Here is a 22557-nt window from a genome sequence, read left to right on the forward strand (position 1 = left end):
CGGTCCGGCTGCCCGTTCCTCGGGCTTTTGCGGCGCGAGCGGGCGGGGGCCGTCGCGGGCGGTGGCGGAGACATGGAGCCAGCGGCGGCCTGGGGCCGCCGCGCCGCGCGGCCCGCGCCAGCGGGCCGCCTTGATCCAGTAAAGAAACTTTGGACAGCTCACCCCTTCGGCCGCGTCGGCCGGTGGGGGCGGGCTACTTTGTCATGGATCACACGATTTATTGGCTGAATCGCCTATTCAACCGCTATTGCCTGGTTTCGTTCTCGGAGTCGACGAAATCTATCCACAGGTGAACGGTGGTTGGCTCGTCTGGTCGAGTTATCCACAGGCAAGGGCCACGAGATGCCCGTTTGGGAGAGTTATCCATTTCGTCGACCGCGCTGGCCACGCCAGGGGAAGAGGCCCGTTTCGTGCGGATACAGGACGCGTGATCCAGGTCACCTCGCGCGAGGTCACACGCGGGGCACCTCTCGCACCTCTATACGTGATCCGCGATTGCGGGCCGGTGAACATAGCCAACGATCGCCGGTTAGCCAAACCGGGGATTCTCTGGACCCTTGTCGGCACGGACCAGGAAGCCAGGCCCGCGAAGGGAGTTGATTGTGATGCGCACCACATGGGCGGAGCGTCACACCGGGGCTGTCTTCCCCACCTGTAGCAAGCGAGAGGGCCGGACCGGTCCGAGTGCACGAAAGGAGACGGTCATGGCGGAACGGGCGCGAGCGCTGGAGGGGGTCCGCCCTGTCCGCCCGGCGGAACGCGATGCCGGATCGGGGGCTCGCGAGGCGGGCACTGCGGAAATGCCATCCCGCGGGGCGGGAGTTCGCGGGTCGGGGGGTCGAGCAATCCGCGGGGATGCCTCAGGGTTGGCCCGGCCGGGCGGGCCGCAGACGCTACCGCCGGGCGATGTCTGGCAGGAGATACCGCACGCACGCAGCAAGAACGGGGTGAGCATGACCGAGCAGGAACAGCAGGTACTGGCCGGGTACGTGGCTCAGCTGGGCGAGCAGGTTGAGCGGTTGGGCCAGCTGGCGGAAGAGGTGGCGAGCACGCTGGGGGCTATGAAGCGTCCGGCTTCCGCACTTCCTCAAGAACCTGCTGGAAAAGCTGTGTGAGCTGGTCGACCTGCTGCGTGAGGGTCTCCACCTGCTGGGCCAGGGCGTTGAACTCCGGGCTGGCGTCCGGCCGGGTCAGCGTCCCCGGCTCGGGCTTGGGCTCGCGCTTGAGTAGCTCGCGCAGTGAGGCCGGGGCCCCAGGGCCGGTCCACAACTCTTTGCGGCCGACCTGCGTCGTGTACCAGGCCGGCGGGGTGTAGTCGCCGCTGCGCTGGCCCGGGTGCTCGGCGTCGCCGGCCCCTTCGTCCTGGGGTGAGAGGACGAAGCTGCCCCGGCCCTGCACGGTGTGGATCAGGCCCTCGTCCCGCAGGACGCGCAGTGCGCTGCGGGCGGTCATGTTGGCGACTTCGAAACGCTCTTGCAGCTCGCGGTGGGAGGGCAGCTGTTGGCCGGGCCGTAGAACACCCCGCTCAATCTCGTCGCGCAGCACGTCCGCCATCCGCCGGTAGGGCGGTCGCGTGTCGCTGGAGGGCCGTTTCGTCATGCTCCCAGACTAGCGGCCCCTAGCCCAGCTATCCCGAGTTCAGCCAACCCGCCTAGCCCAGCACCGCTAAGTCGCTCACCTCTTCCCTGTTGACCCAGCTAGCTGGGCGAGGTAGCTTCCTCCTGTCGGGTCCACCAGGGGCCCCGAATCGCAGGAGTGAACGCATGGCTCGTATCCCCGTCCTCGTCAAGCCGACCGACACCTACATCACCGGCACCGGCGGCGCCCCGAAAATCAAGAACCCGGAGACGGGGGAGATCGCGACCGACCGCGACACGGGGGAGACCCTCTACACAGTCACGGTGATGCAGATGTCGGAGGGTCGCGCCGAGATCCTCAAGATCACTGTGCCGGAGTCCGGTCTCCCGGCAGGGCTGGCGCCGGGCGTCATGGTCCGTCCGGTGGACCTGATCGCCACCCCGTGGGCCCGCATCTTCAACGGCAGCCTCTCCGACGGCGTCGCTTACCGGGTCACGCGCCTGGAGCTGGTCCAGATTCCGGGCATGGCCGCTCCGGCCGAGACGGTCTCCGAGTCGGCCGCTGCGGTCAAGAAGGCCGCGTAATGGGCGCCACTGCCGGGCGGGGTTCCGTCACTCCGCCCGGCGGCGGCAAGGGGGCTTCGTCCCTCTCCGCTGACGTGCTGGCTGCGTTCACCGCCCACGGGATCGAACTGGACTGGATCGCCCAGGGGCACGTCTCCCGCGCGGTTCATGAGGCTCGGATGTCGGTCTACGGCTACGGGATCTGCGCGGACATCAAGGCGTCCATCGAGGACATGACCGAGCAACGGAAGGGGAGGGCACGATGACTCCGGAAGAGATCATCGGCTGGGCGCCGGTGGTGCTGGTGGCCTGCACCGCGCTGCTGGCGGTGTGGGTCGTGGTCAAGTCGGTCCGCTACGTGCGGGCGGACAAGGAGATGCGCCGGAGCATCCGGCAGGCCGTGAAGATCCGGATGACGTGGGCGCGGCTGGCGAAGATGGCCGGGCTGTCGGTCACCGACCGCACCCCGCCCTGGCTGTCCTCCCTCAACACGAGCAAGGGCGCTCCGGAGCCCAAGCCGCGTGAACTGGTACCGGTGATCAAGACGCAGCCGGACCGGTACGGGGTGATCGTTCACATCAAGCTGCTGCCGAAGGTCGGGATCAAGGAACTCCAGGACAAGGCCCGGTTCCTGGCCGATGCCTGGGGCTGCGTCCGCGTCGCCGTCGAGGCGGGCAAGCCGGGCCACGCGACCCTGCGGGCGATCCGCCACGACCCGCTGACCGGCCACACCCAGTACGTGCCGACCGGGGGGCCGCCCACCGACTTGACGGTGTGGCCGGTCGGCCGGGACGAGTACGGGGCCCCGGTCCACATCGAGCTCAAGAACAAGTCGGGGGCGGTGGTCGCGGGCGGTGTCGGCGGCGGCAAGTCCAACCAGCTCACCGCGCTGATCACCTACTTCGGGCCGTCCCCGGCCGTGCAGTTCGCGGTGATCGACGGCAAGGTGTCCGACGCTGCCCACGGTGACTACGCGGACGTGCTGCCCCGTGTGTTCGCGCACGCCGGCCACGACCTGCATGAGGCCAACGCGCTGCTGCGGCGACTGGTCAAGCTGCTCCACGACCGTGCCACGGCGGCGCGGAAGGTGCTGGGCACGGCGAACATGTGGAACGTCGGCCCCAGTGAACAGTGGCCGCTGGTGATCGCCATCATCGACGAGTCCCACACCTTCTTCCACGACCACAAGGGCAGTGACAAGGAGACCCGCGCGCTCTCCGCCCTCGCGGCGGAGAACGTCCGCCTGACGGGTCTGCTCGTCAAGGGCGGCCGGTCGGCCGGGATCTTCACGGTGCCGGCCACCCAGAAGGCGACCGGCGACGCCATCCCCACCTCGATCCGGGACGTGTGCAGCGCTGCCCTGTCCTTCTACCAGCGCACCACCGAAGCGTCCGTCGCCGCGCTCGGGGATGACATCCGCAACTGGCCGGACATGGACCCGATCAACCTCCAGGGCTCCCAGTACGTAGGTGTCGCGTCCATGGCCGCCGAAGGGCGCCCCGGCTTCGTCCGCGTCCGCACCCCCTACCTCGACCCCGCCAGTGCCGCGACCGTCGCCCTCGCCACCGCCCACTTCACCCAGGACCCGACGGTGCTGCTGGCCAGCCTGACCGCGCCCAGCCTGCGCAAGGCTGAGCCTCCGGAGGACGACGCTCCCGCCGCAGCCTGAACGACCAACCCCATAGACGCACCCAACTCCCCCGGAAAGGAGGTGAATTACCTTGACGGAAGACCGGACGACGCAGCGCACCATCACCGTTGTGATGATCCTGATCGCCGCCCTGGCGTTCGTGTTCTCCTTCGGGAACGTCTGGGCCCTGGCCCTGCGGCTCGGAGTCCCGGCCCCGATCGCTCCACTGATCGCGCCCATGGTGGACCTGTCAGTGGTCGGACTCCTGGTCGCGCTGCGCTCCCTGTCTCTGCGTGGAGTCCCCGCCGGTGACCTGCGCTCGGCGAATCGGCTCATGCACCTGTCCGGCCTGTTAACCCTCGCTCTCAACACCGCGCACCCGCTTCTGGCCGGATACTACGGGCGGGCCGCCCTCGACAGCGTGGCCCCGCTGCTCCTGCTCGGCTGGGGCTCGGTAGGCCCCGCCCTGCTCCGGCACTTCCACGCCATCGCCCCCACCGCCCCCGGTCCCGCGCCAGTACCGGTGTCCGAACCGGTCACGGCACCGGCTCCTGAGCCGGACACAGAACCGGCCCTGGCCGTGATGGAGCCCGTCGCCGAACCTGCGGCGACCCTCGCCGTCCCGGCTCCGATCACCACTGCCACACCGGCCCCAGTGGTGCCGGAGCCGCTGATGGACGCGGCCCGGACCATCGCCGCGTCCCACCTGGCCGCACACGGCGAACCCATCACTGCGATGCAGCTCCGCACCCATCTCGGCATCGCCCTGCCGCTCGCCACCGCCGCGCACGCGGCCCTGTCGGCCTGACCCTCCCGCCGGCCTCCCGGCACCTTCCCCACCCCTGGCCCTCTGGGCCTGACCCGTCATGTCCTCGGGCAGCACCACCATCCCTCGCCCGGTGCTGCCCGGGGCCTTCCTCATCAGCGGAAAGGATCCTCCTGCCGATGCCCCGCAACCTCGACCTGCGGCACGTGATCAGCCCCGCTGTCCGGGACCTGATCGAGCTGGCCAACCTCGACAACTTCGACCGCGCCCGCGACCAGATCACCCGCCTGCGCGGCTGCACCCGCCCCGTCAACCTCATCGGCCACACCCACACCCGCAACGCCGCCACCGACGAAACGATCCGCTCATACTCCACCAGCGACGAGCCCGCCGGACGGCTCCTGACCACCTGCGGCAACCGCCGCGCCTCCCGCTGCGCCGCCTGCTCCCGCACCTACGCCGCCGACACCTACCACCTCGTCCGCGCTGGACTCTGCGGCGGCAAGGACGTCGCCGAGACCGTCCGCACCCACCCCCGCGTCTTCCTCACCCTCACCGCCCCCTCCTTCGGCCCCGTCCACAACCGCCCCGCCACCAAGGACGGCAAGCCCCACGCCTGCCGCTGCGGCGACCACCACCCGGAGGACGCCCCCGAACTCGGCACGCCCCTGGCCCCTAGGACGTACGACTACACCGGCGCCGTGCTCTGGAACGCCCATGCCGGAGCCCTGTGGGCACGCTTCACCCTCAACCTCCGCCGTGCCCTGGCCGCCCACTTCCACATCACCCAGAAGGACATGAAGCAGCTCCTGCGCGTCTCCTTCGCCAAGGTCGCCGAGTACCAGAAGCGCGGCCTGGTCCACTTCCACGCCGTCGTCCGCATCGACGGCCCCGACGGCCACACCAGTGCCCCGCCAGCCTGGGCAAGCGTGGACGACCTCACCTACGCCATCCGCGCCGCTGTCCGCCGCACCGCCCTCACGGTTACCTCCGACACCGTGGGAGACCACGAGATCCGCTGGGGCTCCATGCTCGACGTACAGGAGATCACCGCGCTGGGAGACGGCGAGCTCACCGACGCCGCGGTAGCCGGGTACGTCGCCAAGTACGCCACCAAGAGCGCCGAGGACTGCGGCACGGTCGACCGCTCGCTGATTTGCGTGGCCTGCTCCGGCCGTGGCCACGTTCCCGGTGATGTCCTCGCTGAATGCCCCGAATGCGAGGGGACCGGCCACGCCGAGCCCTTCGAAGACCTCCGCGTGCAAGCACACGTCCGGCAGATGATCCGCACCTCCTGGGCCCTCGGTGGCCTGCCTGAATTCGTGGACCTCAAGCTCTGCAAGTGGGCCCACATGCTCGGCTTCCGCGGCCACTTCTCCACCAAGTCCCGCACCTACTCCACCACCCTCGGCGCCCTCCGCGACGTACGCCGCGCCTGGCGCCTCGCCCAGGCCGACGCCGCCCGCGCCCGCGCCGGCCACTCCGTACCCGCCCCGGACACCGTGCTCATCACCGAGTCCTCCTGGGCCTACCTCGCCTCCGGCTACCGCCCCGGCGAAGAACTCCTCGCCAACCAGACCCGCCACAACATCAACCAGGCCCGCGACGACAAGGAACGGGCCAAGACCGAAGGGGAGGTCTGGCAGTGACCGCCGCACCGACCACCCGCATGCTGACCCTGGGAGAGGCCCTGGCAGAGCTGCGCATGTCCCGGGCCGCCTTCTACCGGCTCCGCGCACGTGGAAGCGCGCCCCGCTGCCTCAAGCTCCCCAACGGTCAGCTCCGCATCCGCCGGGCCGACCTCGACGCCTGGTTCAAGGGCTGCGAGGTGCCCGCGTGCTGACGTACGACGTGAAGATCTGGAGCATCCGTAAGCGCCCCGACCGCGCTGCCGCCTACCAGCTGCGCTGGCGGGTCGGTGCTCAGCCGTTCTCCAAGAGCTACAAGCTCAAGGCCCAGGCGGATGGCCGACGTTCCGAACTGCTCACCGCGCTGCGCAACCGCGAGCAGTTCGACACCGAGACTGGCCTGCCAGCCTCGGAAGTGCTGGCGGCCCAGTCCCCGACGTGGTTCGCCCATGCTCGGGAGTACGTGGTGATGAAGTGGCCGAACGCCTCTGCCAAGCACCGTGCGAGCATCGCGGACGCCTTGGCCACGGTCAGCCCGCGCCTGGTCAAGGACAACCGCGGGGCACCCGCACCCCGAGTACTCCGTGCCGCGCTCTACTCCTGGGCCTTCCGCCTCGTCCTCGACCAGGACGGCGAGATCGTGGCCCGCGTCGACGCCGAGGAAGCACCGGAACCCATCGTGGCGGCCCTCGACTGGATCGGACGCAAGTCCGTGGACATCTCGGCCTTGAACACACCGGCCGTCGTCCGGTCCGCCTTGGATGCACTGGCACGCAAGATGGACGGCACCGCTGCGGCAGACAACACGGTGAACCGCAAGGTGCCCGTGTTCAGTAACTGCCTCCGCTATGCCGTCGAGTTGGAACGCCTGCCTTCGCTGCCCCTGGTCAAGGTGGACTGGACACCGCCCGAGACTGACGACGAGATCGACTTTCGATACGTGCCCGGCCCAGCTCGCGCCAGGAAGCTGATCGATGCCGTAGAAGCACAAGGTGATCGTGGACGGCACCTCAAGGCGTTCTTCGGGTGCATCTACTACGCGGCAACCCGCCCCGGCGAGGCCGTAACGCTCCGGGAGTCCGACTTCACCCTGCCCGAGGCGGGCTGGGGCCAAGTCGTCCTGTCATCTAGCTCGGCGCGTGTCGGCTCCGGGTGGACCGATTCCGGCGAGTCGTACGACTCCCGCGGCCTCAAGAAGCGAGCACGTCGGGCTACCCGCGAGGTGCCCATTCCCCCGGTCCTCGTCCGCATGATCCGTGACCACATCAAGGAGTTTGGTACGGCCGAGGACGGACGACTCTTCCGAGCTGTCCGCAGCGGCGGCTTGCTCAGCAAGGAGTACGGAGACATCTGGAAGGCCGCCCGCGAAGCCGTCCTCACCCCCCACGAGATCAAGACGCCTCTGGCCGAGGTCCCTTACGGACTCCGAGCCGCCTGCGTCTCCCTCTGGCTGGAGTCCGGCGTCTCCCCGGCCGAGGTCGCCCGTCGCGCCGGCCATAGCATCGCCGTGCTGTTCCGCTTCTACGCCAAGGCCATCCGCCGCAACCAGCACCACGCCAACCAGCAGATCGAACGGGCCCTCGAAGCGTCCGAAGACGGGTAACTGCCTCGCAGCCCAAGATCTCCGATCCGCGAGACGCCGGCCTCTGCGGTCGTGTCACCCCGGGTGAGGTCACCAATGCCAAGAGGTGCAACCGTCAGTTTCGACGAAGGCTGGCCGAGATCTCGAACTCAGCTCTCGGCCAGCCTTACCTATTCGGTAGGACTCCCTGACTATCTGCGGATCGTGCCGCGCGCGAAAGACTCCAGGATGCGGCTGCTCGGGACCTCGGAGAGGGACACGAGCCGGTTCGCCAGCGCCACCGGGATCAGCGCGTTGTCGTACATCGAGCACCGAAGCTCCGAGACGGCAGCAAGCACGTCGGTGAGGTTGATGTAGTCGTCGATCTTGGGATCGGCCTTGTGTCCACCGAAGGTCGGGACGGTTGCCACGTAGGTGCTCCCATCCTTCGCCTTGAAGATCATCTTGCCGCCCCAGTACGTGTTCTGCCCGTACGTGATCGTGCCGCCGGGGTCACCAGGAACAACGTACTTGTAGATGTACTCGTTGGAGAGAGGTAGAACGACGCCGGCGAAGCCCCCGTCGGCTTTGGCCTCCGCAAGGGCTTTGTCGAGGCTCTTTTCTATGTGTACCGCGTGCTCCACAAAGGAGCCGCTCTTCTCAAGGCCCACCACATTGAGAAGTGGCAAAACCTTGCTCCGGTCTGACGGGTCCCGATACTCGGCAAGGAAAGTCGCCAACTCGCGCAATGGGTCGGCCAGTGTGAAGACCTGGCCGAAGAGAGCGAGCGGCCCGTCCTTGATGAACAGGAACTCCCGCAGCAGGATCGGCTTCATCTCCCACAGGGCGTGGATCACATGAACCAGGGCGAGAGTTTCCAGTGCGGAGAGCAGGTAGGAGGTGATGCGGCTGGCACCCTGCTCGTCGTCGACAAGTTCGTGCAGGCGCAGGACGTCACCCAGATAGATCGGGCCGCCGCAGTTCGTGCACTCGGAGCGGTAGGGGGTGTCGGGGGTGAGCACGATCTCTTCCCGGTCGCACCCATTGACGCTCTCGTTCGGACAATGACGGAGCGTGCGGCTGGCATCCAGGATGTTGGTCCAGCGACGAAACAGCAACCAGCGCAGGGTGTCGTAGAGAGACTTGCCGTCATCGACCGGACGGGCGAGGAACTCGTGGAGCGTCAGGCGGATCGAGTCCTGGAGCCCGAGCCCGTTGCGGGAGATGTTGCGTGTGGGGAGCGCGAGCTGGAAGCGCTGGATCTTCTTGAGCTTGGCGAGGTCCTCGGGCGCGATGAACGTTTCACGATCAAGCTGCCGCAGGTCGTCGAGTTTGAAGATCAGCGGACCGAACGCGAAGAAGGTGACGGTGGCCGACGGAAACCCGTCGCGGACCAGTGCCTCGCGAAAGCTACCGTCCACTGCGATGACGTGCTTGATGCTCTGGCCTACCGGCATGGGCACCCGGGCGAGAAGATCCCGAACCGTCTCCGTGTCAGCAGGCCGTGGGATGGTGCACTCAGCGAGGAGGTCCTTGACCTCCTGCGAGGCAATGATGTTGGTGTGCGAGATCTTGCTGGCCCGTTCCATGGGCTTGCGGCCGTGCAGGCTGGAGTAGGCCATGTTCAGACCCCCGCGACCTTGAACGGGTCGACCTGGATCGGCACGATGAACGTGTTCGAGTCGGTCTTAAGCCGGATGAAGCCCTTGTCGGTGGTACGCCGCAGGCTCTCCGTAAAATCCTCAAAGTCGTAGAACTTGTCCAGCTCGCGCAGCTCGTCACGGTTGTTCAGGTGCGAGACGAACCAGTTCTGGGTGTTCTTGAGGATGCTCCCGGAGATCGAGCTGACTTCCTGCGTCGCGTAGCACAGGCCGAGCCGGAGCTTCTGGCCCTCCTTAGCAACGCGGTTGTAGATCTGGGTGAGGTCCTTGTCGTCCTTGCGGGGGAAGAGGTTGTGGGCCTCCTCGAAATACATCTGGATGAAGTTCGTCTGCTGGTTCGCAATGAACCGGTTCATCGCCTCGTTGAAGATCTTGCGCGAGACGCGGTCGGAGTAGGTGCGCTGGATTTCAGGGTTGCCCTGGGACAGGTCCAGGATCACAATCTTGCCGTCCCGCAGCAGGCTCACGATCTCATCGTCGAACGGGATAGCGACGGTGTCGGTGTGGAGAGTCCTGTGCTTCATGAGCTTGCGGAAACCCGCCTCGGTGGCGTTGGCGCCGGGCTTGGCCTTACGGGTCAGGAAGCGCATGAGGGTCTGGGTGTCCTCGTCGGCCCAGTCGCGACCCTTCTTCTGCTGCTTCAGGGCCTGGAAAGGGCCCTGGGGAGCGTCGTAGTTCTCCCACGCGGCGGTGAACCACGCGATGGCATCATCAAGCGAGATCCCCTGTCTCGGGTCGACACCGTCGAGCCCGGGGATGCCGCTACCCATGATCACGGCGTTCGACTGGAACTTGATCTGAGCGCCGCCGTTACCGTAGCCCGCGGCCTTCAGGCACGCTTGGTAAGCGGCCTTCTTGACTCCGTAGCGAGTGGTGGCGGCGCGGTCCTCCGGGTCGGGGTCGGTCCAGTCGATCGAGCAGAACGCACGGGTGTACGTGCTCGTGTCGTCATCGAGCAGTCCAGCCAGCAGCGAGTGGCCCTCCGCGATCGAACGGTGGAAGTTCAGCTTCATGACCTTGAAGCCGGGCTTCTCAAGGACGCTGTAGCGGGTGACGTCGTCGGGGTACTGCTGGAAGATGGCGGTGCCGTCGTCCTGCTGGTTGGCGTTGGCATACTCGCCGTTGATGTCGAAGATGATCTGGCCGACGGGAAGGATCTCCTCGTCCTTGATCTTCACGCCGGACCCGGAGATCCCGACGGTAGCCTGGATGATCTTCTTGACGGAGTTGGACTTACCGGTGCGGGTCATGCCGAACAGGGCGGTCCGCTTGCCGAGGAAGTCCAGGGCGGAGACATAGACCGGCACCTCGTCGCCGGTGTGGTGCCGAAGACTGGAGCTGTACCGGACCCGTCCGATCCGCTCGTCGCCCTTGCCGCCGGGGATGCCCTGCTCGCGGAAGTTGACGATGTACTCGAGAACGTTGCCGCGGGGCTTGACGACGCGGTAGTTGTGCGGGGCATAGAAGTTGTCCAGGTCACCGGCGAAGCGCGTGGTGCGGGTCTCGTCCCGGTAGAAGGTGCCGATCACGCGGCATTCGAGGCCAGAAAACTGGAACTCAGCCCGGGTGTAGGAGTCGAGCGGGGTGCCGCTGTCATCCCTTGGGGCTTCCTTGTAGTGATCGACCATGGCCATCACCATGTCGTCGTCGGTCGGCAGCTTGGTGGGGCGCAACACTCGCAGCAGGATGGCCTCGTCGATGCCGGCTTCGCCTTTGTAGAGCGCAAGGAGGAAGGCACCGGCCGGAACACCGCCGACGCTCTGCTTCCACTTGTCGTTGCTCATCAGGCGCAGACGGTCGAAGTCAAGGTAGAAAGGCCGGCCGACGAAAGCGTCTTCCTTGCGGCTCTCTGCGAAAAGATCGACGCTGGCGAGCTGCTTGAGCTCCTCAAGCATAGTCATGGTGCGGTTCCCCCTCTTGAGAGGTCCTAGCTGCGCGCGTTCGCGAATGACAGCTTCTGTGCCCAGGACGGCGGGACGACGTCCGGGAGTTTCTGAGGTGTGGGACTGAGCAGCAGAAGCCGGTCAACCTTGGTGGCCCGGCCGCTGTTGTTCTTCCAGATGCGGCTCACCTTGCGATCCTGGGGGATCTCGTCGGCAATGATCCCGTGTAGGTGCCAGCCCTGGCCTTGCAGGACTTCGTCCCAGACGGCCTGAGCGAGGTTGAGGTCATCGTCACCGCGGCGGACGTCCCCTATCACGAAGCACACGTAACCGTCTTCAGCGACAGTGTGCTTCAGGTTCGCGGCGACCGACTTCATAAACTCCAGGTAGCGAGTGAGGGAGGCCGAGGCCATAAGCCGCTTGTCGACATCGGAGGATGTCTCGTCCAGGAACCAAAGTCGGACCCAGTTGTACTTCCCGTACTTGATCACCTGCAGGTACGGGGGCGACGTGAAGATCAGTTTCGGACGACGTTGGACGAGCCATGAGGGTGACGGGGCCGTTGCGTCGTGAACCCAGGTCTTGCCACCCTCAAGCTTGGCGGTCGGCAGCTCCAAGCGTTCCAGTCGGGTCCTCAACATGGCAAAGACGTCGACTTCAGGCTTCACGAGACCGTGTTCCTTGATGTACTTCGCCACGTAGCCAGGAGCCATCGCGAACGTGTTCGGCATGCTGATCGAGAAACCCCGCGGACCGGTCTTGTTGTGGTTGGCGTGGAGCATCCCCAGAATCGTGGCGACCCAGAAGCAGTCGGTGTCGTTCGTCCGGTCCAGTCGCTCCTTGAGCCAAACCAGCTGCCGCAGCGTCTCATCGCTGTAGAGCATGGCGATGTTGGCCGGCTCGTTGGCGATCGACACGGAACGCGGCGAGTAGCTGTCCTCAAGATCGGCGAGACGCTTGAGTAGAGTGCGCTTGCTCGGTACGCGGGTCTTAGCATGCGAGAGGACTACCGCCAGCGGGTTGGCGTCGCTGCCATATCCGCGTCGGCCCTGAAGAACAGCTTCGAGTGGCACCGTGCCGCGGCCAGAGAACGGGTCGTAGACGGACTCGCCTGGCTGCGTGAGCCAGTCAATGAAGAAATGCGCCAACTGCGGCGGAAACATGGCGAAATAGCTGCACAGGCTGTGCAGTGGATGGCCCCACCGGCGAGGGGCAGAGCGCCACTGCAGCGGTAGGTCCTGGATTTGGTTGCTCGCGGAAACGCCCATGCCCCTGATCATGTAGTACCGGTGCAGTCGCAGGCCAGTACGAGGGCCTGGGCGCACTGATACTACATTGAGTGACCCGATCAGCGCATAGAGATCCGAAATTATGAGCAGCGACGCTCGTCTTGATGCGGACACTTCATTCGGACGCAACGTAGTACTGCTCTACGAGTACGGCAGCGAGCATCCGGCCAGCGAAAGTGGCGGTCGGCCCAGGCCGGGCCGTGGTCCACGCCTGGTCCACACACCTTGATCCAATGCGGCACACGGGCGGGTCAGGGTGAGACAGGAACTCACGATGAAGGGGTGCCCCTGGTCGGGACACCCCTTGTGATCAGCACATTCACTGACCTGCTGCGGTGGGTGTGGGATTTGAACCCACGGTGACTCGCGCCACGACGGTTTTCAAGACCGTTCCCTTAGGCCGCTCGGGCAACCCACCCCGCGCCGGCCGCGGTCCGTGTGGACGTGTCCGGCGCGGGGAACAGCCTAGCCGGTCAGCTGTCGCCCTTGCGCTCCCCCAGGGTCACTTCGGCGGTTGCCGTCTTGCCGTCGCGCTTGTACGTCAGGGTGACGTGGTCCCCCGGCTTGTGGGTCCAGATCTCGCCGATCAGGGTGGGGCCGCTGTCGACGACGGTGTCGTTGAACTTCGTGATGACGTCGCCCGCGCGCAGGCCCGCCTTGGCCGCCGGGCCGTCCTTGCTGACCGCTTCCGTGCCGCCGGCGCCCTGGTCCGAGATCACCGCGCCGCCGCCCTGGTCGTCCATCGTCACCGTGGCGCCGATGACCGGGTAGACGGGCTGGCCCGTCTTGATCAGCTGCTCGGCGACGGTCCTCGCCTGGTTGATCGGGATCGCGAAGCCGAGGCCGATGGAGCCGGCCTGGCTCTGGCCGGAGCTGCCGGTCGACTGGATCGCCGAGTTGATCCCGATGACCGCGCCGCCCGAGCTCAGCAGCGGGCCGCCGGAGTTGCCCGGGTTGATCGAGGCGTCGGTCTGCAGGGCGCTCATGTACGAGTTGCTGCCGCCGTTGCCGTCGCCGGAGGCGACCGGGCGGTTCTTCGCGCTGATGATGCCCGTGGTGACCGTGTTGGACAGGCCGAACGGGGCGCCGATCGCGATGGTCGAGTCGCCGACCGCGACCTGGTCCGAGTTGCCCAGGGGCAGCGGGTTCAGGGACTTCGGCGGGTTCTTCAGCTTCAGGACGGCCACGTCGTAGCCCTGGGCCCGGCCGACCACCTCGGCGTCGTACTTCTTGCCGTTGGAGAACGTCGCCGTGAGCTGACCGCTGTCCGCCGCGGAGGCCACCACGTGGTTGTTCGTGAGGATGTGGCCTTCCCTGTCGTACACGAAGCCCGTGCCCGTGCCGCCCTCGCCGTCGCCGCCCTGCGCGTCGATCGTGACCACACTGGGGAGCGCCTTGGCGGCGACCCCGGCGACCGTGCCCGGATCGCGCTTGAGGTCCTGGGGGTTCGCGGAGGCCGAGACCGTGGTCGAACCGGAGCCGTCGTTGCTGTCCGCCGCCCAGTAGCCGAGGGCGCCACCGATGCCGCCCGCCACGAGCGCCGCCACGGCCACCGCGGCCACGAGACCGCCCGCGCCCCGCTTGCGCGGCGCTTCGGGCGTGTGCGGCACGCCGGGCGGGCCCCACACGGGTCCGCCCCCACCGTGCGCCCCGTGGGCGTACGCGGGAACGGCTGGCGGAGGCGGGGGCCAGCCGGCGTCGGCCGCGGAGTGCGGCGGGGCCGGAGGTGCGTACTGCGGGGTCGCCGGGGCCGCGGCCATCCGGGCGGTCTCCGGCTCCTGCGCGGGAGAGACCGGCTGCTGCTGCGTGGCCGTCGCGTCGGGATGGGAGGCGGCGGGAGGCGTGTCCTCGGGGTGCGCCTGGGGAGCGTCGGCCGGCACGGGAGGTGCGGACGGAACGGACGGGGCGGCCTCGGCCGCTGTGCCCTCGTTGCCCTCGTTCTCTGTGCTCACAGCTCTTTACTCCTCGGTTCCACATCATCATTCGGCAAGAGATCCGCTGTGTACGTGTCTGGGATCAGCCTTTCCCACAACACGTCAGGCCACTGTAAGCAGGACCTGTGCATCTGTGCACGGGTCCTTACAACGGACAAAACGGTCTCGCGTCGCAAGGTGCGCACACCCATGGTCTCCCGGTGACACCATGACCCGGGTGACCCAAGCACGGCAGCAGCGCCCCAGGCAGCATCCCATCCAGGTCATCGCACACCGGGGCGCGTCCGACGACGCCCCCGAGCACACCCTCGCCGCATACCGGAAAGCGATCGAGGACGGTGCCGACGCCCTGGAGTGCGACGTACGGCTCACGGCCGACGGCCACCTCGTATGCGTACACGACCGCCGGGTGAACCGTACGTCCAACGGGCGCGGCGCGGTCTCCGCCCTGGAGCTGAACGCACTCGCCTCCCTGGACTTCGGCTCCTGGAAGGACCGCGACGAGACCGAGTCACCGGACTGGGACCCGGTGCCGGGCGAGCTCACCTCCGTACTCACCCTGGAACGGCTCCTCGAACTCCTCGTCGAGACGCGCGCGTCCGGGCGGCCGCTCCAGTTGGCCATCGAGACCAAGCACCCCACCCGCTGGGCGGGCCAGGTCGAGGAACGGCTCCTGCACCTGCTGAAACGCTTCGAGCTCGACGCGCCCCCGCCCGTCGGCAGCCCCTCACCGGTACGCGTCATGAGCTTCTCGGCCCGCTCGCTGCACCGCGTCCGGGACGCCGTACCCCATCTGCCCACCGTCTATCTCATGCAGTTCGTCTCCCCCCGGCTGCGCGACGGGCGGCTGCCGGCCGGGGCCCGGATCGCCGGCCCCGGCATGCGGATCGTGCGCAGCCACCCCGGCTACATCGAACGGCTCCACAGGGCCGGGCACCAGGCCCATGTCTGGACGGTCAACGAGCCCGAGGACGTCGATCTGTGCGTCCGGCTCGGCGTCGAGGCCATCATCACCAACCGGCCCAAGCAGGTCCTCGCTCAACTGGGACGCTCATGACGTCGGCGCGTCGGTAGATCACCTCAGTAGATCGCGTCCGTAGATCGCATCAATACATCAGTGCATCAGCAGAGAAGCGCATCAAGCAGATCAACTACAGGGAGTACACCGGCGCACTCGGACTGTGCCCGATCGTGACGAGTGCGTCACTGACAGACCACTGGCCGGTTTCCGGCACAGCCCTGGAGGGCATCCACACCGTGGCGTGGGGACAAAGGAGGTCTCGGGGGTGGCGTTGGTGGTGGCACAGGAGGTGCCCACGTCGTCGAGCATGGCCGTGCCCCATGGCCCTGCGGGCGTGGGACAGGCGCGGCACCGGATGCGTGAGCAGTTGCGCAGCCACGGGGTGTCGGATTCGGTCGTCGACGATGCGGTGTTGATTCTTTCCGAGCTGCTCAGCAATGCCTGCCGGCACGGCAGGCCGCTGGGCCGGCACACCGAGAGGGGGGACGGTGACGTACGCGCCGCGTGGCGTGTCGACCGGGCGGGCGGGCTGACCGTCGAGGTGACGGACGGTGGCGGCCCGACTCGGCCGGTTCCGGCCACTCCCTCGGTGACCGCTCGCGGCGGCCGCGGGCTCAACATCATCAGCGCGCTGGCCCAGGAGTGGGGCGTACGTGACGACGCCCCCGGCGAGGTCACCGTCTGGGTGCTCGTCGACGGCGGGCATGGGGCCCACGGTTCCCACGGGCGCCCCGGCGAACGGCCGGGCGGTCGGGGCAACGGGCGGACGGTCGGCGTGACCGGACTGCCGAGCGCTCCGAAGGCCACCGTCGTCCCGGGGCTCGAAGGGCTGGATTTCTCCAGCGCGTTCAACGACGCGTTCGATGACGTGGGCTGAGGGCGGGGGCTGAGGACAGGGGCTGAGGGCGGGGTCGCGGGACCTGGTCCGGGAACGGGGGCGAGGGCGGCTGTGCTCCGGACGGCGGCGGGACGGCTAGGCTCGCGGGCCAGACCGCACTGTCGCAATCGGGAGAAAGCCCACCATGGCGAAGAAGCGCCCTCAGACCAAGGCCGGGAAGCAGCAGCTCAAGGACGGCGAGATCCCGGTGGTCGGGGCTCGTGAGCCCTGCCCGTGCGGTTCGGGCCGCCGCTACAAGGCCTGTCACGGCCGGGCCGCGGCCCAGGCCGTGACCGAACTGGTCCAGCGCCCGTTCGAGGGCCTGACCGGGGAGTGCGACTGGGTCGCGCTGCGCGAGCTGGTCCCGGCCGCCACGGCCGAGCTGACGCTCAAGGGCGGCCTGCCCGAGGGTGTGCCGTCGGTGACGCTCGCGACGGTTCTCCCGATGGCCTGGCCGGCGCTGCGCCGAGAGGACGGTTCCGTCCTGCTCGCCCTGCAGAACGACACCTCCTCCGGTGACCTGAGCCGGGACCTCGCGGACACCCTGCAGCGTGCGCTGGAGGCGGAGCCCGGTTCGCCGGTGGCCGCCCGCCGCGTACCGGCCGACGGCCCCCGGCTCCAGGACCTGCTGGACGCCGACGCGCCCTTCGCACCGGTCATCCACTCCGGCTTCGAGTTCTGGGTGCCGGACGCGGAGAACGCCACGGCCGAGGTGACCGCCTCGCTGGAGCGTGCGAACGACGCGGCGATCCCGACCGTGCTGCTCTCCGGGGTGGACGCCGCCTACTGGTGCGAGACGCCGGAGAAGAACCACCTGCGCTGGGTCATGCCGCACGCCGAGGAGCAGCTGCTCGACGCACTCGCCCGGCTGCACGCCGCGGGCGACTCGTCGCTCGGCGAGGGCACCCGCCTGGTCGGCTCGTTCCGGGCGCACGGGCTGATGGTCCCGGTCTGGGACCTGCCGAGCGGGATGGGCGCAGAGGAGTGCGAGAAGCCGGCCGCCGCGTTCGCGGAACGGCTCGCGACGGCGCTCGCGTCGGACGCGCCGCTCACCGCCGAGGAGCGGCGGGCGCGCGGCGGGCTCACCAACCGCCAGGTGACGCTCAGCTGACAGTGACCACCGAGCGGTCCGAGCGGTGACCCGCGTCACAACTCGCCGTACTGGTAGGTAAATCGCTGTCCGAATACGCGAGATCGAATTTGCGAACGGCAGATCTCTTGTTACCGTTCTAGAAGCCCGGTCGCTGGTGCATCCCCCGTCGCCAGCGATCGGGCATCCTCATTTCCGGGTACGGCGTCGCAGGGCGCGCCCCGCGGCGCACAGGCCGCGTCCGGGCCCCCGCACAGGCCGCGTACAGATCCGCCGCAGCGCCCACACTCCCGTTCTCCCCCTCCCGATGGCCCGGCATCAGTCCGGCGGCCAGGGGCGCCGGTTGGAGCCGTATCCGCCCGGACCCGCCCGGACCCGCCCGGACCAGCATCCGAGGCGCCATCAGGAGCCCCGCCCCCGCCGGGCTTTGCCACGGGCGCACCGCGACAGACCAAACGCACCGGCACAAGCAGGCCGACGCAAACGGACGGGTCGAGCCAAACGGACGGGCCGACGCAAACGGGCGGGCCGACGCAAACAGTCGGCACAAACGGGTCTGCGGAAACAGATCGGTCCAAGCGGGTCGACGGCTTACGCAGAGAATGTGAAACGTGAATCAATCGTAAGAGAGGGAGGAGGGAGTGGGGAAGAACGGAAGGGATTCACCGGAGACCGGACAGAGACCGGGCAGGGAACCGACAGAGAACTGACAGAACTCCGTAATGAATGCGTTCCGAAAGAACACACGTGCACCGGAAACGGGCCAACCCGGCCACCGAACGCTCAGTGCGTGAGTCTGCTTCCGCCGTCCGGTGCGCTCGTGCTCGCCTCGACCAGCGCGTCCAGCACCGTCCCCACGTCCGGCAGCCACGGCGATACGGCCTTCGCTGCGGCCGCCGCCCGGGCGCGCGGCCCGGAAACCCGCTCCGGCGCGCGCTCCCAGCGCACCTGTCCCGTACCGATCTCCGAGGGCGGCAGGACGACGTAGCCGCCCTCACCGTGGAACCGCAGCGAGCTGGGCACCCAGTCCTGCGCGTACAGCAGCTCGCCGAGCCGTTCGAGCGTGTACGGGGCGACCAGCAGCGTCCATCGGGTCGGCGTCGCCACGACGGGGCCCAGCCGCACGCCCACCCGGTCCAGTTCGGCCAAGGCGCGGGCACCGGCCACGGCGGGCAGGCTCAAGGCGCACGGCGCCTGCCCGCCCGTGGCGAGCAGCACCGGCGCGGTGGGCCGGTTCGTCCACCACCAGCGCACCATCCGGGCGTCCGTGGTCGCCGCGAGAAGCCCGGGATCGAAGGGGTGCGCGCCGGGCACGGCGCACTCGGGGTCGGGGCAGGCGCAGCCGCGCCCACGGTCACCGCGGCTACCGGCCGCCCGCAGCCCCGCTCCGGGGAGCACGGGCCACTGCCAGGCCGTGGCACAGGACAGGGCCGCGTCGAGGCGGGCGGAGCCGCCCCTGCGTCCGAGCCTGCGTCGCTTTCCGAGGATCTCGCGCATGAGCGCTCGTTCCTTTCCGTTGAACGCCGAGGGTCCGCCTCACACCGCGCGCGGTCGCACCGTGCTTACGGATCTTCACTGGGTGTACATGCTCGTCGAGCCTGCGGTACGGGCCGTTCGTCGGTACCGAGCGTGAGCTGTGCTGAGCCGGATCGAGCTGCTTGCAGTCGACATCGTGGCGAGGTGCAGGGCGCGTGGCGCGCCTGCCGTCCGTGCGTACGGCCTCACCACTCGGGGGTGGGGCGCGGCCGTCACAAGGGAGGACGTCCGGGCCTGCTGCCAGGTTCCGAGGGCGGGTGGGACCACCCCTGGCCATCCAAAGACTTACGTACCCAGCATGCCCGGAATGACGCCCCCCCTGGGACTTCATCCAGAGGTACACCCCCGTCGGGCAGACCCAGTCGACCCCGAATAGCCACTGCGGGGTGCGGTTTTTGGCCAAGTTGGTTAACGCGGGAACACCGCGTTTCCCAGGGGGACAATGCTGGACATCGCCTTACTTGTGCGTGTACATGTGGATGCACTGGTAGCGGCGCAGAATGACATGGGGGTTTGCGATGCTATTCGACGGAACACACCGCTCGGAAAGCCGACGACCATGAGCGCTCCGCACCTGCCAAAAGTGGCTGGAATCGGCCCCACAGTTCCGGTTTCGGCGCACACTGCCGGGCCAATCGACGAGGTCTCCGCAGCCCCCGGCGCCTTCATCCAGGACCGCCTGGCCGGCTGGGTCTCCGACCTCACCACTCTCCACGAACTCACCGAGCGACTGGCCAGAACCAACACCCTCGACGACGCACTGCACGAGTTCCTCGAAGCCGGAGCCGCCCTGGTCGGCGCCCGCCGGGGACTCATCGCCTTCGAACCGTCCGACCGCCGCGGCCCCGTCAGCACCATCGGGCTCGGACTGGCCCACGCAGAACTCGGCCAGATCGAGACCGTGCCGCGCAGCGCCACCTCCTACGGCCGCATCCTGGAGGGCCTGCCGAACCCCGAAGGCCCGCTGACCACCCCCGATCTGCTCGGCGACCCCGGCCTGGACCCCCGCAGGCGCGAGGTCGCCGCCCGGCTCGGCTACGCCGCCAGCTACGTGCTGCCCCTGGCCACCGGGACGGCCGGACGGCTCGGCGCCGCCGTCTGGCTCTACGACGAACCCGCCGAACCGCTGGAGCGCCAGCGCCACCTCGCCGGCCTGTACGCCGGATACGCCTCCGAGCACCTGGCCCGCCTGCTGGAACTGGAACGGGCCAGGACGGACGTCGCCACCGTGACCGAGGAACTCCTGCCCACCCGGCTGCCCCGGATTCCCGGCGTCCAGCTGGCCGTACGCCACCAGGTCGCCCCGCAGGGCGGCAACGACTGGTACGACGCGCTGGCCCTGCCGGAGGACGCGCTCGGTCTCGCCGTCGGCTCGGTGGGGGGCTCCGGGCCCAGCGCGCTGGCCGCCATGGGGCGGCTGCGCGCCGGACTGCGCGCCTACGCGGTGATGGAGGGCGAGGACCCCGTCGCCGTGCTCTCCGACCTCGAACTGCTGCTGCGGATGACCGAGCCCGCCCGTTCGGCGACCGCGCTCTTCGCGTACTGCGAACCGGCCCGCCGCAAGATCCTGCTGGCCGGGGCCGGGCACACGCCGCCGCTGATCGTCGGCGAGCGCCGCACCTCGTACGTCGAGACCGCCCTGTCCGCCCCGCTGGGCATGCTGTCCTGCTGGGAGGCGCCCAGTGTGGACATCACCCCCGCGCCCGGCGAGACGGTTCTGCTGTACACCGACGGGCTGCTGCGCCGGGCCGGCGACTCGATGGACCGGGCGTTCGCGCGGCTCCACTCGGCGGCGGCGAGCGTCCCGAGGGCGCTGCGTCGGGACGCCGGGGCGGTGGCCGACCATGTGGTGCGCACCGTGCTGCCGGAGGGTGCCGGGCGGGCGGACGGCGCCGAGGACGTGGTCGTCCTGGCGGCCCGCTTCGACTGAGCCACCCGGATTCGGCGCGCTCCGGACCCTTCCTGTGTAAGAGGTCTTCCGGCCCTGGGCCCCCTTCCGTACGCCCGTACGATGGAGGGGGCCCAGTGTCGTATCAAGGAGAGACAAGTCGTGTCTGAGGAGTTCATTCCGGAGACCCCGGAGACCGAAGAGACAGAGACGGTCAAGCAGCGGAAGAACGGCCTGTACCCGGGCGTCTCCGACGAGCTCGCCGCGAGCATGAAGTCCGGTTGGGCCGACACCGAACTTCACGGTCTGGAGCCGATCGCCCAGGCCGGGCACACCGCCGACCGCCGTGCCGCGCTGTCCGCGCGCTTCCCCGGCGAACGCCTGGTCATTCCCGCGGGCCGCCTGAAGACCCGTTCGAATGACACCGATTACGCCTTCCGCGCCTCCACCGAATACGCCTACCTCACCGGCGACCAGACGCAGGACGGCGTCCTCGTCATGGAGCCGACGGACGAGGGCCACGAGGCGACTCTCTACCTGCTGCCCCGGTCGAACCGGGAGAACGGCGAGTTCTGGCTCGACGGCCAGGGCGAGCTGTGGGTCGGCCGCCGCCACTCCCTCGCCGAGGCCGAGCAGCTGCTGGGCATCCCGGCGAAGGACGTGCGCGAGCTGCCCGCCGCCCTGGCCGAGGCCACCGGCCCCGTGCGCAACGTGCGCGGTCACGACGCCGACATCGAGGCCGCGCTGACCGACAAGGTCACCGCCGAGCGCGACGAGGAGCTGCGGGTCCACCTCTCCGAGGCCCGACTGGTCAAGGACGCCTTCGAGATCGCCGAGCTGACGAAGGCCTGCGACATCACCGCGCGCGGCTTCGAGGACGTCGTGAAGGTCCTCGACAAGGCCGAGGCGACGAGCGAGCGCTACATCGAGGGCACGTTCTTCCTCCGCGCCCGCATCGAGGGCAACGACATCGGGTACGGCTCGATCTGCGCCGCCGGCCCGCACGCGACCACCCTGCACTGGGTGCGCAACGACGGCCCGGTCCGCTCGGGCGAACTGCTGCTGCTCGACGCCGGTGTGGAGACCAACGACCTCTACACGGCCGACGTGACCCGCACGCTTCCCATCAGCGGCACGTTCACACCGCTCCAGCGCAAGATCTACGACGCGGTGTACGAGGCGCAGGAGGCGGGTATCGCCGCCGTCAAGCCCGGCGCCGACTTCCGCGACTTCCACGACGCCGCGCAGCGGGTCCTCACCGAGAAGCTCGTCGAGTGGGGCCTGCTGGGCGACCTGTCGGTGGAGAAGGTCCTGGAGCTGGGCCTCCAGCGCCGCTGGACCCTGCACGGCACCGGCCACATGCTCGGCATGGACGTCCACGACTGCGCCGCCGCGCGGACCGAGGCGTACGTCAACGGGACGCTGGAGCCGGGCGTCTGCCTCACCGTCGAGCCCGGTCTCTACTTCCAGGCCGACGACCTGAGCGTGCCGGAGGAGTACCGCGGCATCGGAGTCCGGATCGAGGACGACATCCTGGTCACCGAGGACGGCAACCGGAACCTCTCGGACAAGCTGCCCCGGCAGGCCGACGAGGTCGAGGCGTGGATGGCCCGGCTGAAGGGCTGATCCTTTCGCCGGCCCGCACCGGGCCG

18 protein-coding genes and 1 tRNA gene are annotated in these 22557 nt (G+C 68.6%); 12 read left to right on the forward strand and 7 right to left on the reverse strand.

All coding sequences use genetic code 11. From position 1 onward, the window contains the following. Positions 1 to 1059: 1059 nt before the first annotated feature. Positions 1060 to 1599 (reverse strand): GntR family transcriptional regulator, encoded by a 540-nt coding sequence (locus E6P78_RS04265; RefSeq protein WP_136202131.1) that lies wholly within the window; start codon positions 1597 to 1599, stop codon positions 1060 to 1062. Between the two features lie 164 nt (positions 1600 to 1763). Here E6P78_RS04265 and E6P78_RS04270 point away from each other — a divergent pair, with 164 nt between their 5' ends. From E6P78_RS04270 to E6P78_RS04300, 7 genes are all read left to right on the forward strand, one after another. Then, entirely contained in the window at positions 1764 to 2162 is a 399-nt protein-coding gene (locus E6P78_RS04270) for a hypothetical protein (protein WP_240799046.1), read from the forward strand. Then, complete coding sequence (locus E6P78_RS04275; RefSeq protein ID WP_136202132.1) at positions 2162 to 2407, forward strand: hypothetical protein; 246 nt, start codon at positions 2162 to 2164, stop codon at positions 2405 to 2407. Before E6P78_RS04270 ends, E6P78_RS04275 begins: the two co-directional genes overlap by 1 nt. Further along, positions 2404 to 3810, forward strand: coding sequence for an FtsK/SpoIIIE domain-containing protein (locus E6P78_RS04280; RefSeq protein ID WP_136202133.1), 1407 nt, complete (start codon positions 2404 to 2406; stop codon positions 3808 to 3810). The genes E6P78_RS04275 and E6P78_RS04280 overlap by 4 nt, the downstream gene beginning before the upstream one ends. A 52-nt stretch (positions 3811 to 3862) precedes the next feature. Then, positions 3863 to 4579 (forward strand): DUF2637 domain-containing protein, encoded by a 717-nt coding sequence (locus E6P78_RS04285; RefSeq protein WP_136202134.1) that lies wholly within the window; start codon positions 3863 to 3865, stop codon positions 4577 to 4579. Between the two features lie 137 nt (positions 4580 to 4716). Continuing rightward, positions 4717 to 6186: a replication initiator gene (locus tag E6P78_RS04290; RefSeq protein WP_136202135.1), complete on the forward strand. Its 1470-nt coding sequence runs from the start codon at positions 4717 to 4719 to the stop codon at positions 6184 to 6186. Between the two features lie 20 nt (positions 6187 to 6206). Continuing rightward, positions 6207 to 6380, forward strand: a complete 174-nt coding sequence (locus E6P78_RS04295) for a helix-turn-helix domain-containing protein (protein WP_075268430.1) — start codon at positions 6207 to 6209, stop codon at positions 6378 to 6380. Continuing rightward, positions 6374 to 7768, forward strand: a complete 1395-nt coding sequence (locus E6P78_RS04300) for a site-specific integrase (protein ID WP_136202136.1) — start codon at positions 6374 to 6376, stop codon at positions 7766 to 7768. Before E6P78_RS04295 ends, E6P78_RS04300 begins: the two co-directional genes overlap by 7 nt. A 170-nt stretch (positions 7769 to 7938) precedes the next feature. Here the strand turns inward: E6P78_RS04300 and E6P78_RS04305 are convergent, their stop codons facing one another. From E6P78_RS04305 to E6P78_RS04325, 5 genes are all read right to left on the reverse strand, one after another. Beyond that, positions 7939 to 9348, reverse strand: a complete 1410-nt coding sequence (locus E6P78_RS04305) for a DNA double-strand break repair nuclease NurA (protein ID WP_136202137.1) — start codon at positions 9346 to 9348, stop codon at positions 7939 to 7941. Between the two features lie 2 nt (positions 9349 to 9350). Continuing rightward, the gene (locus E6P78_RS04310; RefSeq protein WP_206307715.1) at positions 9351 to 11288 is read right to left on the reverse strand and encodes a DUF87 domain-containing protein; all 1938 of its coding nucleotides are present in this window, start codon (positions 11286 to 11288) and stop codon (positions 9351 to 9353) included. A gap of 26 nt (positions 11289 to 11314) precedes the next feature. Further along, positions 11315 to 12538, reverse strand: a complete 1224-nt coding sequence (locus E6P78_RS04315; protein ID WP_168712559.1) for a DNA methyltransferase — start codon at positions 12536 to 12538, stop codon at positions 11315 to 11317. Between the two features lie 354 nt (positions 12539 to 12892). Continuing rightward, positions 12893 to 12977, reverse strand: a tRNA-Ser gene (locus E6P78_RS04320). Positions 12978 to 13032: 55 nt separating this feature from the next. Further along, entirely contained in the window at positions 13033 to 14511 is a 1479-nt protein-coding gene (locus E6P78_RS04325; RefSeq protein ID WP_136202139.1) for a trypsin-like peptidase domain-containing protein, read from the reverse strand. A 190-nt stretch (positions 14512 to 14701) separates the two neighbouring features. Here E6P78_RS04325 and E6P78_RS04330 point away from each other — a divergent pair, with 190 nt between their 5' ends. The 3 genes from E6P78_RS04330 (at position 14702) to E6P78_RS04345 (ending at position 17502) form a co-directional block, all read left to right on the forward strand. Continuing rightward, complete coding sequence (locus E6P78_RS04330) at positions 14702 to 15550, forward strand: glycerophosphodiester phosphodiesterase family protein (RefSeq protein WP_136202140.1); 849 nt, start codon at positions 14702 to 14704, stop codon at positions 15548 to 15550. Between the two features lie 346 nt (positions 15551 to 15896). Continuing rightward, positions 15897 to 16391, forward strand: coding sequence for an ATP-binding protein (locus E6P78_RS04340; RefSeq protein WP_240799071.1), 495 nt, complete (start codon positions 15897 to 15899; stop codon positions 16389 to 16391). A 145-nt stretch (positions 16392 to 16536) separates the two neighbouring features. Beyond that, positions 16537 to 17502 (forward strand): DUF5926 family protein, encoded by a 966-nt coding sequence (locus E6P78_RS04345; protein WP_136202142.1) that lies wholly within the window; start codon positions 16537 to 16539, stop codon positions 17500 to 17502. 762 nt (positions 17503 to 18264) lie between these two features. On the opposite strand, the gene E6P78_RS04350 is transcribed toward E6P78_RS04345, so the two are convergent. Next, complete coding sequence (locus E6P78_RS04350) at positions 18265 to 18978, reverse strand: bifunctional DNA primase/polymerase (protein ID WP_136202143.1); 714 nt, start codon at positions 18976 to 18978, stop codon at positions 18265 to 18267. A gap of 598 nt (positions 18979 to 19576) precedes the next feature. On the opposite strand from E6P78_RS04350, the gene E6P78_RS04355 reads away from it, so the two are divergent. Both E6P78_RS04355 and E6P78_RS04360 read left to right on the forward strand, forming a co-directional pair. Next, the gene (locus E6P78_RS04355) at positions 19577 to 20947 is read left to right on the forward strand and encodes a PP2C family protein-serine/threonine phosphatase (RefSeq protein WP_240799047.1); all 1371 of its coding nucleotides are present in this window, start codon (positions 19577 to 19579) and stop codon (positions 20945 to 20947) included. Positions 20948 to 21067: 120 nt separating this feature from the next. Continuing rightward, positions 21068 to 22531: an aminopeptidase P family protein gene (locus tag E6P78_RS04360; RefSeq protein ID WP_136202144.1), complete on the forward strand. Its 1464-nt coding sequence runs from the start codon at positions 21068 to 21070 to the stop codon at positions 22529 to 22531. The last annotated feature ends 26 nt before the right edge of the window (positions 22532 to 22557 follow it).

This window comes from Streptomyces sp. A0958, from assembly GCF_004795035.1.
GTDB lineage: Bacteria > Actinomycetota > Actinomycetes > Streptomycetales > Streptomycetaceae > Streptomyces.